Consider the following 14677-nt stretch of genomic DNA (forward strand, 5'->3'; position numbering starts at 1 on the left):
ATCAAAAACCCTACAACGCTTGATAGGCTATGTCGCTACGAAATTTCTTCCCTGCAAAGTGTACCTGACCACAACGAAGATAAGCTCTGTCGCGTGCTTCTTTGATACTATCACCCAGACCGACACAAACTAGCACACGTCCGCCTGTCGCATACAGTTTTCCATCTTCTTTGCTTACGCCTGCATAAGAGATATGCGTATATTTTTCAATCTCTTCGTGGTGAACATCGTCTAAAATTATTTCAGCTGGTGTTGAAGATCCATACGGATAATTTTCACTGGCCATGACAACGCCGACGGCATACTGGTCTGAAAATTCCACTTTTATCTCGCCTAAACGATTTGTTGCCGCTTTATAAAACATATCTGAGACAGGTGAAGTCATCAGCGGCATCAGTATTTCACACTCAGGATCACCAAAACGTACATTGAATTCTAACGTAATAGGCTCACCGTTTACAACCATGATGCCGATAAAAAGGACACCCTCAAACGGTGCACCCTCTTTTTGCATCCCATCCAATGTCGGACGGATAATTCTATCTTTGACTTTTTGATACAATTCCTCATCGACAAGCGGTGTCGGAGCGTAAGCCCCCATTCCACCTGTATTTGGTCCGGTATCACCGTCACCAACACGTTTATGATCCTGTGCTGCAGGAAGCAAGATATAATCTTTTCCATCACATACTGCAAACATTGAAAGCTCATATCCGTCTAAGAACTCTTCGACAATCACTTTTTTTCCTGCATCACCGAAGCTTTTTCCACTCAGCATCTCAGAGATCGCTTTTTTTGCCTCATCATGACTCTGCGCGATGATAACACCTTTTCCGCCACAAAGCCCATCTGCTTTGACAACGATCGGAGCCCTCAAAGAGTTTGTGAATTTGAAGAGATCCTCAATTGAATCACTCTCAATGTAACGTGCTGTAGGGATGTTGTACTTCGCCAAGAAGTTTTTCATATAGACTTTGGAACCTTCAAGCTGTGCCGCTTCCTTACTTGGTCCAAAAATAGTCAATTCGTTTGATTTAAAGATATCGACCACACCGTCAACCAAAGGTGCTTCAGGTCCGACTATCGTCAGATCTATTGCATTTTCTTTGGCAAAAGCAGCAAGTTCATTGTAATCTTTGATATCGATATTTGTTCCAAGTGCATCTGTCGCACCATTTCCAGGTTGAAAAAAAAGTTCATGTCCGGCATTTTCATTTGCAATCGCAAGCCCGATCGAGTATTCACGGCCACCACTGCCAAGTATCAATATCTTCATAAAATCTCCATATAAATAAAAAAAGTTTACTTAGCCCACCTCTGTGGAATAAGTAAACTTTTTATGTAGCCTGAGAAGCCGTCACACAATTGGCTTGGTTCTAAAAGCCGAATTTGGGTGAAGAGAGGACTATCTGACGGCGACAATCTCATCGGCAGAGTAAACATGCCTCAAGTGAGACCATCGACACACGATAGTTCTACTAGTTCACAATATGAATATGTAGAACCCTCATATACGTGCTGACACGTACTTCTCAGACTAACAATATTATTATACTAAGTTTTTGCTTGAAATTATTTTAGAAAGTGCTCTTTTGCTATTTCTATACAGCTCTCAATAGTTGTTTGCGGTGATAGAATGTAGTTACACTCTTGAGGCAGTGCTTTTGCCGTTGTTTTTCCAATGACTATCACACTCTGTTCCTGCGTGAGCTTATGCTTTTTCAAGAAACATTTTACACTTGAAGGCGACGTAAAAATGAGTACCGCATCTTCTTCGACGGTGACATTTTGTATCGCTTTGGAGCAGCCACTCTCGTAGACCACTACTTCATCGATATGATATCCCTCATCTCTACACAACTTTGCAAAATCCGATGCCACCTCTTTTGCACGCAGATAGAGCCACTTTTTCTGTTTTGGATAGGCCTTTATTTTTTCAACAAGATTATCTCCGTAACCGCCGCCGATATCTAAAACCTCTCCTCCCAATGCCTCATAAGAAGCAGCACTCGCAACCGAGACACATAAAGCAGGCAAAGAAATATAACTCTCTTTGGCATACTGCGTGAGTGCTTTGGAAGTCTGTTTGGATGTAATGATGAGCGCATCATATTTTGAAAAGTCGATATCAGGCTTGAAAAAAGTAATGTCTAAAGAGTTGATGCTGATTGCATCGGAATGTGAAGAGATGGAAAAGAGATAAAGGGGACGCATGGGATAAGCTCTCGCTTACTCCCACTCAATTGTAGCCGGCGGTTTACTTGAGATATCGTAAACAACACGATTGATGCCATCGACCTCATTGATGATTCTTCTTGAAATTCTTTCTAAAAGATCGTGCGGCAAATGTGCGAATGTTGCTGTCATACCGTCAACGGCTTCAACAACTCTCACGCAAACTGTATTGTCATATGTACGATTATCACCCATAACACCGACAGATTTTACATTGAGCAATACAGCAAATGCCTGCCATGTTTTTGCATAGTATCCGCTCGCTTTTAACTCATCAAGTAAAATAACATCTGCCTCACGCAACAGATCAAGATCAGCAGGATTAACATCACCCATGATGCGAATCGCAAGTCCCGGACCAGGGAATGGATGACGGTTTATCATAGATTCAGGAAGTCCAAGTTCAAGACCAATCTTGCGTACTTCATCTTTAAAAAGCTCACGCAAAGGCTCGATCAGCTCAAAATCCATCCAGTCAGGAAGGCCGCCGACATTATGGTGTGATTTGATAACTTCACTTGGTCCATTTACAGAGATAGACTCGATAACATCCGGATAGAGTGTTCCCTGTGCAAGAAACTTAATACCGTCGTGTTTCTTCGCCTCTTTTTCAAACTCTTCAATGAACGTATGTCCGATAATCTGACGTTTTTTCTCTGGGTCACTAACACCCGCTAATTTTGAAAGAAAATTTTCACGTGCATCAACGACAACCAATGGAACTTTCAAGTTCACTTTAAAAACTTGTTCCACCTGCTCACGCTCACCTTTACGAAGAAGCCCGTTATCAACAAAAACCGGCACAAGCTGATCGCCAATCGCTTCATAGAGCATCGCTGCAACAACAGAACTATCTACTCCACCGCTAAGACCGCAGAGGACTTTTGCATCACCGACCTGTTCGCGAATCTTCTCTATTTGCTCTTTTAAGAAGTGTTCCATTTTCCATTTTTCAGTCACGCCGCAGATATTTTTTGCGAAGTTACGAAGCATAAGATAACCCTCTTCTGAGTGTTGAACTTCAGGGTGAAACTGCATTGCATAAACACGTTTTTCATCATTTGCGATAGCTGCATATGGAGAGTTGTCCGATGTCGCAATGACTTTAAAACCCTCAGGAAGTGTCTCAACTCTGTCAGAGTGGCTCATCCAGACAATACGATTGTTTTCACACTCTGCAAACAGCGGGGAGACATTGTCAGGATAACCGACAATGTTTAGCTCCGCTTTTCCATACTCATGATGGTCAGAACGAATGACACTTCCACCGAAATCAACTGCAATTCTCTGCATGCCGTAACAGATACCAAGAACAGGAATCCCCATCTCATAGACACCTTGATCAACTTCATAGGCATCTTCACTGTAAACAGAAGAAGGTCCGCCTGAGAGGATGATACCTTTAGGGTTTTTAGCCTGAATATCCGCTACTTTTGTATGGTATGGAAGAATCTCACAATAGATCTTATCTTCACGTAAACGACGAGCGATAAGCTGTGTATATTGAGAACCGAAATCGAGAACGATGATGCTAACATTTGTCATGTAAATGCCTTTAAAAATGTAGAGTAAATTATATTAGTGAAAGGATACTATAAATAAGATTAAGATTTAATTTGTTTGAAAGAAAAAAATCCGGAATGAAAATTCCGGACTAAAAAGATATTTTTAGTAAAGTCCCATAATTTCGAACTGAACATACCAAATGGCGATAGAAAGGATGTAACCTACCAAAATAGTCCAGGCATGTTTCATGTGTGAACCAAAAGTATAGATACCTCTTAAACGACCCATAACACCGACACCTGCAGCAGAACCAAAAGAGATAAGGCTTCCACCGACACCAGCTGTCATTGTAACAAGCATCCATTGATCGATTCCCATTTCAGGAGAAGATTTTAAAATCGCACTCATAACCGGAACATTGTCGACGATCGCCGAAAGGAAACCAACACCAACATTGGCTGCCGTTGAACCTATCATACCGTAAAGCTCGTGAATATACTCCAAAAATCCTAAAAAGTGAAGTGCACCAACAGCTGATAAAATACCAAAGAAGAAGAGAAGCGTATCATTTTCAACTTTTTCCATATTCACATAGATATTAAAACTCTCTTTTCCGCCTTTTTCAAGCGTAACTGAGTAAAGTTTAAGCAGTGCGAGACCAAACATCATACCCCACATTGCCGGGAAATGGAAAAACTGATGTCCCAATACGGCGATAACGATCGTACCCACACCAAGATAAACAACACCCATACCGCCATCTCTGACAACCGGTTTTTTCTCTGTTGCTGCATCGAAGGCAGGCTCACCAGAAGGAACACTCATAGAAAGAAGAAATGCCGTAACACCCCAACCTAGAAATGCAGCTGGAAAAAGATAAAGAAAGTCTACAAATTCTCCCTTACCGGCAGTCCATGCCATAAGCGTTGTGATATCACCAAACGGCGACCATGCACCACCAGCGTTGGCAGCGACAACGATGTTGATGGCACCGGGAACCAGGAAGTTAATATTTTTCTTATCTATTGTAAAAAGTACCGTTGATAAAATTAATGCCGTTGTCAAGTTATCTGCAACAGGAGAGATGAAAAATGCCAAAAGACCGGTCAGCCAGAAAAGTTTTTTATAACTGTATCCTTTGGAAACAAGTTTGTACTTCATAAGGTCAAAAACACCACGTTCGATGAGTGTTTCAATGTATGTCATAGCGACAAGCAAGAAGAAGAAAATCTCTGCAATCTCAAGAATAAGATTCTCCAACTCATCATGCAGACCATCTGGACTCATGCCATTGATAGTGAAATAGATACCGATGAGCATAAACATAAATGTACCGGCAAAAAGTGCAGGTTTCGCTTTGTTTACCTCATATCTCTCTTCAGTAGCAATAAAATAATATGCTATGATAAAAACAGCTAAACTCAGCCATCCCACCCATGTCGTAGCCAGATTTATATGTGTTGCAGCATGTTCTGCAGCCTGTGTAACACCTGCGATTGCACTATGTTCCATTAGTTCTCCTCTTGAATTGTGTGAACCCCTATCGATTCACTTCTGTTTAATGCCGAAAGTACGATCTCCCGTGCCGTTAATAAACGAAATTTCAATAGTTTACCAATTTTTTCATTTAAAAGAGCATTAATTGTATCTAAAGCATCATTTAATCCATTTTTTGTTCGAATAATGGACACATTTTCCCACATTATATGACGCAGTTGATTTTTTTTGGACTTATCGTCTTTGTAACTCATCACCGCTTCATCGACAGGAAATTCTCGAAACTTCTTTTCCTCTGCAGTGTGCAAAATATCATCAACAGCGACCTTTGCAAACACCAGACCCTCAAGCAGTGAATTTGATGCAAGACGATTTGCGCCATGGACTCTTGTAGAAGCCACTTCCCCGATGGCATAAAGATGCTTTACATTCGGTACACGCGCATGCAGATCCGTTCGAATACCTCCAATTGCATAATGAAAAGCTGGCGATATCGGCACTCTGTCCTTTGGCACCTTATAGCCAAGTGCACGAAGATTTTTATATATATTTGGAAATCTGTGTTCGAAATACTCCTCTTCAAAATTTGCCATATTGAGATAAACATTAAGTCCGCTTTTCTTTTTGTATTTAAATATTGATTTACTGACAATATCACGTGAAGCAAGTTCTCCCCGCTTATCATACTCAAACAAAAATCGTTTTCCGTTCTCATCTTCGATTGTCGCGCCCTCACCTCTGAGTGCCTCTGTTAAAAGCATTTTTTGCGCACCCGTAGCATTGACAAAAACAGTCGGATGAAACTGCAACATCTCCATCCTGTCGAGTTCGATTCCCTTCATGACACAAAGTCCCTGCATATCCGCACTGATGCACGGAGCATTTGTATGGTATTCATAGAGTGAACCGACACCGCCGCTTGCGATGATGACATCTTTGGCATAGAGATTATAACTCTGACGATGATCAAGAACGGTTACACCATAGCATTCTCCATCTTCAATCAACAAATCGACAACACGGGCATCACTGAGCATTGCGTGAGAATTATGAGAGAGCAGAAAATGGTGCAGGTAGCGTCCTGTCGCATCACCACCCGCATGTAGTATCCGCTCACAGGAGTGTGCTGCCTCTTTCGTATAAAGCAGATTGCCCTCATCATCTTTGTCAAATTCAAATCCGTTCATTATCAGATCATCAATCGCTTCACGTGAGTGTTCGCTTAGAAGTTCAACAGCCTCTTTGTCACACAGACCGTCACCTGCAGCAAGCGTATCTTTTATATGCAGTGGTATGTCAGCTTTATCCTTCGCAAGCGCTACACCTCCCTGTGCATAGAAAGTGTTACATTTAAAAGTCTGCCGCTTATTGATCAGCAGTACTTTTTTCTCAGGCGGCAGTTTCATTGCAGCATAGAGTCCGGCGACACCTGCACCGACTATAATGACATCATATTGAAACATTATCTGCAGCTCGCATTTGTTTCATTGTTCTCAAAATTCTTGTCTTTATAATAGAACTCCACATTTTTATCACCTTTAGGCACTTCATCCTGATAATATGGCGGTGCCTTATAACCACAAGCACTTAAACTTAATAAAAAGCTTGTTATAATTGCCATATGAAAAACGCTTGTGATATTATTCATTCTCTTCAAAACAGACCTCAGTTCTCGAAACTATCTCGTTTTACATGTATTGACAAGATTCGTTCCAGTTTTAGTTCGCCCCTGCAAAAGATGATAAAGTTCTCTTACATAAAAAACAATACGCTCTTTTTCGTTCTCAATCATCCGGGTGCCAAACAAGAGTTTGATAATAATATACAAAGTATTAAAAGCGCTTTAAAGTTCGTACAACCGCAGGAGTGCAAAGCACTCAATATTACAGATATAAAAGCATTTGTAACGCATACACCGACTGTGCGAACCGCTCCGGCTCAGATAAAAGAACCACAGACATACCCTGAACGTTCATCTGGAGAGTTCAAAATCACAACCGAAGATGAGAAGCTTCGAGGAGTTCTTGAATCAATACAGAATATTATTAAAGAGAAGCATGAATCTTAAAAAAACCATCACGCAACTCCCTGCATCTCCCGGAATATATCAATATTTTGATGACAACGGCAGACTGCTTTACATCGGAAAAGCGAAGAATCTTGCCAACAGAGTAAAAAGCTACTGGCTTTTCAACCCCCAACTGCGGCCAAATCCAAATCTCTCAAGCAGAATAATAAAGATGCTGCAGCAGACGACATCGCTTAACTATATCGTTGTCAATTCCGAACATGATGCTTTGATACTTGAAAACTCACTCATTAAACAGTTGAATCCCAAGTACAACATCCTTTTGCGTGATGACAAGACATACCCTTACATATATATAGACAATTCTGAAAAATATCCACGATTTGACATTACCCGCAAAATCATCAAAAGTGATGACATTACTTACTATGGACCCTACAGCATCGGTGCACGCGACATTCTCAACTCTCTTTATGAAATTGCCAAACTCGTTCAAAAAAAGGGATGCCTCAAATCAAAAAAACTCTGCCTCTATCATCAGATTGACAAATGTCTCGGACCTTGTGAACTGCCTGTATCAAAAGAGCGTTACCAAAAAGAGGTCGATTTGGCCACACAGCTGATTAAAAATAAAAAACTTCTCCTTGAAAAACTGCAGAACAAAATGGAGTTCTACGCAGAGGAGCTGCGTTTTGAAGAGGCTGCCGAGTTGCGTGACAGAATGGATAAGATAAGCCGCTCCGAGATCAAGAGCGAAATTGATTTTGCATCCAATGAAAATTTTGATATTTTTGCAGTGGATCACACAGATGAACGAGCTGTGGTTGTGAGAATCTTTATGCGTCATGGTAAGATCATCTCTTCTTCTCATGATTATATAAACCTGCGTGAGGGCTTTGATGCCAACGAGCTCTACTCGCGTGCCCTTCTCGATTTTTATAAAGATGAAAGACCGCCGATTATCGCACCCATTCTTATTGCACATGCGTTTGAAGACCTGCTTCTCATCCAAAAGCATTTAAGCCGTGTCTTTGAGAAAAAAGCGACCATAACCATGCCAAAACGCGGTAAGAAAAAAGACCTCACTGCGCTCGCACTGCTCAATGCCCGTGAGCTTCTTAAAAAAGATACAAAAACAAAAGATCTGAAAACATTTCAGGATGTACAAGAGCTTTGTGCGCTTGAAAACACGCCATACCGTGTCGAAGTCTTTGACAATTCTCATATGGCAGGTGTTGCCACTGTCGGTGCCATGATCGTTTATGACAACGGCAAGTTTGATAAGAAGTCTTACCGGACCTATCATCTTGACGCACAAGACGAATATGCACAGATGAGAGAAACCCTCTCACGCAGAGTAGAAAGCTTTTCAAAGAATCCGCCTCCTGATTTATGGATTCTTGACGGCGGTGCGACACTGCTCAAACTGGCTTTGGAAATTTTAGACTCAAATGGAGTGACACTCGATGTTATCGCCATTTCAAAAGAGAAAGTCGATGCAAAAGCACATCGAGCCAAAGGGAAAGCAAAAGACATTATCTACACAAAAAAAGATATATTTCGGCTAAAAGAGAGTGACAAGCGATTGCAGTGGGTACAAAATTTGCGTGATGAAGCACACAGATCGGCAATAACATTTCATAAAAAAACAAAACTCAAACTCGATCAGGAGAGTAAGCTCTTAAGTTTACATGGAATTTCAGCTGCAAAAATACAAAAACTGCTCAATTATTTTGGAACTTTCGAAGAGTTGAAAAGGCTCTCAATTGAGGAGATTAGTGCAGTTTTGAATGAAAAAGATGCAAAAACTATCAAAAATTTTTATAAATAAGTTTTTTTTTCACTCCTTTATGATATATTTGTGATAATTTTAGTTATCTTTAACTTATAAGGTTTTTTAATGAACAGACCAACACCCATAGATGAAGAGTATTTTTTTGAAGGCTCAGCCATCATTAGCCAGACAGACCTCAAAGGTACGATAACCTATGCCAATAGAGCTTTTAGCGAAGTTTCCGGTTACAGTGTCGAAGAGCTTGTAGGCAAACCTCACAATGTTTTAAGACACCCCGATATGCCAAAAATCGTTTTTGAAAAGATGTGGAGCACCATTCAAAGCGGACAGGCATGGAATGGACTTGTTAAAAACTTGAGAAAAGACGGCAGATATTACTGGGTTGATACAGAAATACTTCCTATTAAAGATAACGACAGCAATATAACAGGCTATATAGCAGCCAGAAAAGCGGCCTCACGCAAAGACATTCAAGAGAATGAAGAGACATACAAACGTATGATTGAAACACAAGATTAAGAAGGTAGAACGATGCTAATTTACAATTATCAAAAAGAATTTTTAGGAATTGATGAAAAAGATTTAAAGACGCTTGGCTTTAACTCCCTTTCAGAACTCAGAGCCGAAGTAACAGATTTTGCCGATCTCTTTGTAAAAACACCCGGTTATGTTCATAATTTTCAGCATGTCCACTGGATAGATTTTATTAACTATGCCGATGTTTCTGAAGAATCAAAAGTACTTATCAATGTAAATTCAAAAACATTTAAAGCTACCCTTTCTGTCTCAACTATCTTTTTAATAGACAATCCTACATCGCCTGCTTATATGATATACCTCAATAATCTCCGTCCTCTTTCAAAAAGTGAAAACGAAAATATTTCAAGTGATGTTTTAGATAGAGAACTGCCAAAGGTTGAGAAACAAGAGCCTAAAGCCTTTACCCCTGCACCTGAAGTGGCACCAGCTATCCATGATGCCTATGATACAGGAGCACAGGAAGCAGCACCTATACCTCAAGTGGAAGAAGATCATCTCGAAGTTCAGGAAAATTATGATGAACCGCTAAGTGTTCCGGAATTTGAAGAAGCACCATTGGAAGTTTATGAAGAACAGCAAGTCACAGAGCCAAAAATATCAGATGAGTCACTTGATGTAGGAGACCTTTCACTAGATGTTTTTGATGAAGAAGAGAGTACTCCAGTAAAAGAAACAGCTGAACCAGTGGCAGCAACACAAACAGCTGCACCGAAAAAAGTTGTGAAAAAAAAGGTTATTCAAGAAGAGTGGGACAACGGTTATCACTATGATCCACACATCGCATCAAAAGAGTTAGGACTTCCACTTGATCTGATTGAAGAATTTATTCAGGACTTTATTGCACAGGCTAAAGAGTTTAAACCAAATATCTACAGCTCGATAGAAGATGGTGATGTAGATAATGTAAAAATACTTTCTCACAAACTCAAAGGTGTTGCCGCCAACCTTCGTATAGAGGATGCGCATGAAGTTCTCTCAGCTGTCAGTACGACAAATGATATGGATGTAATTCATGACAATCTCGATACTTTTTACAAAATTATTGCAAAATTATCTGGTGAACCAATTGAGAAAGTAGTCGTCGTCGAAGAAGAAATCGTCGAAGACACTCCAGAAGAAGTCACAACAGATTCTGAACCTGAAATTGCAATAGATCTGGCAGATGACGATGAGCCTCTTACTCTTGATTTTAAAGATGACGAAGATGAAGAAATTACATTATCAGAAGAGATCGAAGATAAAGATGTTCCTAAAAAAATCGAAATGCCGGAACTTGCCGATGATGATTTTTTAAATATTGAAATCGCCGACGATGAGGACGATATTATCACTGAAGAGAATCCGTCTGAAGTTGACATATCAGTTGATGAGGAAACGGAAGAAATTCATTTTAACAAAGCAGATGCCGCGAAAGAGATTGGCATAGACGAAGAAAGCTTCAATGAGCTCTTTAATGATTTCGTTACAGAAAGTCATACGATCTTTGAAAAAATCGAAGAGGCCATTGAAAATGATGATCTGCAAAGCTGCCGCAATGAAGCACTGAAATTTAAAGGGATGAGTGACAATATGCGTTTTCATGAATTTACAAATGAGCTTGAAACACTTATTCACTCTTCAGATAAAGATGCCATTGTTCAATCAGCGGAAAAAATAGATGCATCACTAAACAAAATCTCAAAGATGGGAGCTTAACATATGCAATTAGGCTTAAAGAACAGACTTAGACTAATCAGTCTTTTTCCAATTATCATTCTTATTTCTATTACAAGTTACTTTTTATATGACTCATATATGAACTATAAAGCGGCTCAGGTCTTACAAGATAAACTCTCAGTAAACAGAGAGCTTAATGACCTTATCAATAATATCTCTCGTGAGAGAGGTATGACCGTAATGTATCTTGGTAACTCATCGCCAAATACATTAAAGTCTCTTGTAAAACAGAGAAAGATCGTTGATGAAAAAGCAAAGCTTTACTTTGAACATATCAAAAACCAGCCAAAACTGCATGACCATACCCATGGTGAAAGCAAATGTCCTACATGTCAAAGAGTCCATACACTAGAGGGTGAGTTAAAACAGATAGTAGAGATCAGAAAACTTGTCGATGAACAGCAGACAAACTTTGAAGATGTCTATGATATCGTTTACGGTAAAGCTGAAAAAGAAGGTATTAAAGAGCTTGAAGAGATTACCTCTCAACAGATGGATCCAATCATCAATGAATTTTCTACAGAGTATATCTCCCTTGTTCGTGCCAATGCGGCAACTGCAGATGAACGTGACTTTATCTCATATACCATTGCACGTTCAACAGAACTTGAAGAAGAAGACATTAATAAATGGATTTCACTTATAGCAAAAGCGGATGCCATCAGCTATGATACTATTCAAGATAAAGAACTCGTTAAAAAACTCGATGAGATTCTTAAAAATGAAGATGCAAAAGAGCTCTTTGAAGATATCAATAGTGAACGTGCAAACATTTTAACACTTGCATCAAGTGGAGAGTATGACACCAATGCCGGTGTATGGTTTGCGATGATATCTGAAAAAACAAACCTTCTTTCTGATGCTGAGAATACTGTACTCTCAAGCATGGATGAACGAGCTGTTACAGTAAAAACGGATGCACTGCAATTCCTTGCCATAACGCTTTCAATCTGGCTTGTCTCTATTATCTTGGCTATCCTTGGTTATCTTCTGTCAAATGAAATTGCAAGAAACATCAAGAACCTTGAAGATGTCCTTACCAAAGTTGCCGAAGATACGAACGAAGGCGACTCAGCGGTCAATATCAACCTCCACACTGCGCAGGGTACAGCAGAAGCGTATAAACTTCTTGAGAAAATCATTGAACAGACAAAACTCGATAAGGAAGCGGCACAGGAAGCTTCTGAAGCAAAATCTATGTTCCTCGCCAATATGTCGCATGAGATTCGTACACCGCTCAATGGTATTGTTGGATTTACTGAACTTCTTAAAGATACAGGTCTGCGTGAAGAGCAGGCAGAGTTTGTCGAAATCATTGAAAAATCATCTGAAAACCTGCTTGAGATTATCAACAACATTCTTGACCTCTCTAAAATCGAGTCAAATAAACTTGAGATTGAAGATATTGTCTTTAATCCTATTGAAGAATTTGAAAGTGCCGTTGAAGTCTATGCTGTGCGTGCGAGTGAAAAACATATCGATCTTGGATGTTTCATCGATCCTGAACTTGAGCAGCCGCTTAAAGGGGATCCAACTAAGATTAAAGAGGTTATTATCAACCTTCTTTCAAATGCTGTCAAATTTACAAGTTCCTCAGGAGCCATCAATGTCGATATCAGAAAACTTGACTCCGAGCAAGATGGCATCACCAGAGTACGCTTTGAGGTACAAGACAGCGGTATCGGTGTAACCGGAGAACAAAAAGCAAGAATCTTTGAAGCCTTCTCTCAAGCCGATACATCGATTACGCGTAAATATGGCGGTACAGGTCTTGGACTTACAATTTCCGCACGTTTTATCGAACTCATGGGTGGTCAACTTGACTTGCACTCTGAGCCTGGTGAAGGAACTACTTTCTTCTTTACAATCGATTTTGAAGAGATTGAAGTTCTTAATGAAAGTTCAAAAGGCACATTCTCAAGTATCAATGCGCTCATCCTTGAATCTACACATAAAACGAAACGTCAGGATACTTACCTTCGTGAATACCTTGACTTCTATGGCGTTAGTTATACGACATTCAAAGACAGAAGTGAACTCGAGATTCTACAAAGGCAGGTAAGCTATGATCTGCTTATTACCGACTACGAGTATGCAAATGAAGATGATCTAGAAGCTTACAGCAAAATGCCCGAAGAGATGATACTTCTCACCAAGTCCTACTTCATGAGAAAAATCGACTCAATGGCTCTTGATATCTTTAAAACGATCTACGAACCGCTCAACAATACAAAACTCAAATCAACGCTTGAAGCATACAATAACGAAAACTTCAAAGCTGAAAAAGCAAAAAAAGCAAATCGTAAAAAATTCAATGCCGAGTCTTCAAAATTCGATGCAAACATTTTAGTTGCCGAAGATAATATCATTAACCAAAAGCTCATCAAACGTACACTTGAAGATCTTGGACTTACAGTTGACATTGCATCCAATGGTCTTGAAGCATTCCAAAAACGCAAAGATGGAAACTATGACCTTATCTTTATGGATATTCAAATGCCTTTCTTGGACGGAATGGAAGCGACAAAAGAGATACTTGAATATGAAGAGGACTACAATCAGCCACACGTTCCTATCTTGGCTCTTACTGCCAATGCCCTTAAAGGTGACAGGGAACGTTTCTTACGTGCCGGTCTTGATGAATACACAACAAAACCACTCGTTCGTGCAGAAATAGTAACACTCTTAAATCACTTCCTTTCTGACCATATCGTTGATGCAGATGAAGCTGTTCCTGCAAATGTAGAAGCACTCAAGGAGACAGAATCAACACAAGTAGAGCAGGAACCAACACCAATAGCAGAAGAAGAGTTGGAAATAGAAACTCCTCCTGCATCTTCAGAGCCTCTTCTCATGCCACAATTAGATCAGGATGATGAAGAGATTCCTGCAATTGAAGTAGAGGAGGATATCCAGACAGAGATCGATGAAGAGCCGATAGAAGCAGAAACAGCAGAGGAAGCAGCCAAAACACCTAGCTATACTGCAGACATTCTCTTGGCAAAGAAAAGTCCATTTGAAACAAAACTTTTTACAAAACTTCTTGATTCATTGGGTTACAGTTATGAAACAGCAGCATCTTCTGATGAACTTAACAGTAAAATAAAAGAAAATGCATACAAGCTGGTTCTTTTTGATAAAGAGTCTGAAAAACTTGACGTAGTTGATTTTGCAAACTTCGTAAAATCTCAGAATGAAGAAAAAGGCATTACATCAGTACTTATTTTAATTACAGATCCGTCAATGCCGGAAGATGCAACAGATCTCAGTTATGTAGACGAAACTATGAAAAACATCATAAATAAAGATACACTTCACAGTGTAATAAAAAAATTCATATAAACAAAAGGTAAAAGAAA

General features: G+C 39.8%; 11 protein-coding genes. 5 read left to right on the forward strand and 6 right to left on the reverse strand.

Features of this window, described 5'->3' with window-relative positions; genetic code table 11:
• Positions 1–10: 10 nt before the first annotated feature.
• From purD to FM071_RS08630, 6 genes are all read right to left on the reverse strand, one after another.
• On the reverse strand, positions 11–1276 hold the full coding sequence (gene purD / locus FM071_RS08605; RefSeq protein ID WP_193110592.1) for a phosphoribosylamine--glycine ligase: 1266 nt from the start codon (positions 1274–1276) through the stop codon (positions 11–13).
• Between the two features lie 296 nt (positions 1277–1572).
• Positions 1573–2214, reverse strand: coding sequence for a uroporphyrinogen-III synthase (locus FM071_RS08610; protein WP_193110593.1), 642 nt, complete (start codon positions 2212–2214; stop codon positions 1573–1575).
• A 15-nt stretch (positions 2215–2229) separates the two neighbouring features.
• Entirely contained in the window at positions 2230–3780 is a 1551-nt protein-coding gene (guaA, locus tag FM071_RS08615) for a glutamine-hydrolyzing GMP synthase (protein WP_193110594.1), read from the reverse strand.
• A 123-nt stretch (positions 3781–3903) separates the two neighbouring features.
• The gene (gene nhaD / locus FM071_RS08620) at positions 3904–5253 is read right to left on the reverse strand and encodes a sodium:proton antiporter NhaD (RefSeq protein ID WP_193110595.1); all 1350 of its coding nucleotides are present in this window, start codon (positions 5251–5253) and stop codon (positions 3904–3906) included.
• Positions 5253–6701, reverse strand: coding sequence for an L-aspartate oxidase (nadB, locus tag FM071_RS08625; protein ID WP_193110596.1), 1449 nt, complete (start codon positions 6699–6701; stop codon positions 5253–5255). Before nadB ends, nhaD begins: the two co-directional genes overlap by 1 nt.
• Positions 6701–6859 (reverse strand): lipoprotein, encoded by a 159-nt coding sequence (locus tag FM071_RS08630; RefSeq protein ID WP_193110597.1) that lies wholly within the window; start codon positions 6857–6859, stop codon positions 6701–6703. The genes nadB and FM071_RS08630 overlap by 1 nt, the downstream gene beginning before the upstream one ends.
• Between FM071_RS08630 and FM071_RS08635 the strand changes: the two genes are divergently transcribed.
• From FM071_RS08635 to FM071_RS08655, 5 genes are all read left to right on the forward strand, one after another.
• Positions 6860–7306 (forward strand): hypothetical protein, encoded by a 447-nt coding sequence (locus FM071_RS08635; protein WP_193110598.1) that lies wholly within the window; start codon positions 6860–6862, stop codon positions 7304–7306. It abuts the gene before it with no gap.
• Positions 7296–9098, forward strand: coding sequence for an excinuclease ABC subunit UvrC (uvrC, locus tag FM071_RS08640; RefSeq protein ID WP_193110599.1), 1803 nt, complete (start codon positions 7296–7298; stop codon positions 9096–9098). Before FM071_RS08635 ends, uvrC begins: the two co-directional genes overlap by 11 nt.
• 69 nt (positions 9099–9167) lie before the next feature.
• Positions 9168–9581 carry a PAS domain-containing protein gene (locus tag FM071_RS08645; protein ID WP_193110600.1) on the forward strand — a complete coding sequence of 138 codons (414 nt, stop codon included), beginning with the start codon at positions 9168–9170 and terminating at the stop codon, positions 9579–9581.
• Between the two features lie 12 nt (positions 9582–9593).
• Positions 9594–11297: an Hpt domain-containing protein gene (locus FM071_RS08650; RefSeq protein WP_193110601.1), complete on the forward strand. Its 1704-nt coding sequence runs from the start codon at positions 9594–9596 to the stop codon at positions 11295–11297.
• Positions 11298–11396: 99 nt separating this feature from the next.
• Positions 11397–14660, forward strand: a complete 3264-nt coding sequence (locus tag FM071_RS08655) for a hybrid sensor histidine kinase/response regulator (RefSeq protein ID WP_226960526.1) — start codon at positions 11397–11399, stop codon at positions 14658–14660.
• Positions 14661–14677: the final 17 nt, after the last annotated feature.

It is taken from the genome of Sulfurimonas paralvinellae (assembly GCF_014905135.1).
In the GTDB taxonomy this organism is placed as follows: Bacteria; Campylobacterota; Campylobacteria; order Campylobacterales; family Sulfurimonadaceae; genus Sulfurimonas; species Sulfurimonas paralvinellae.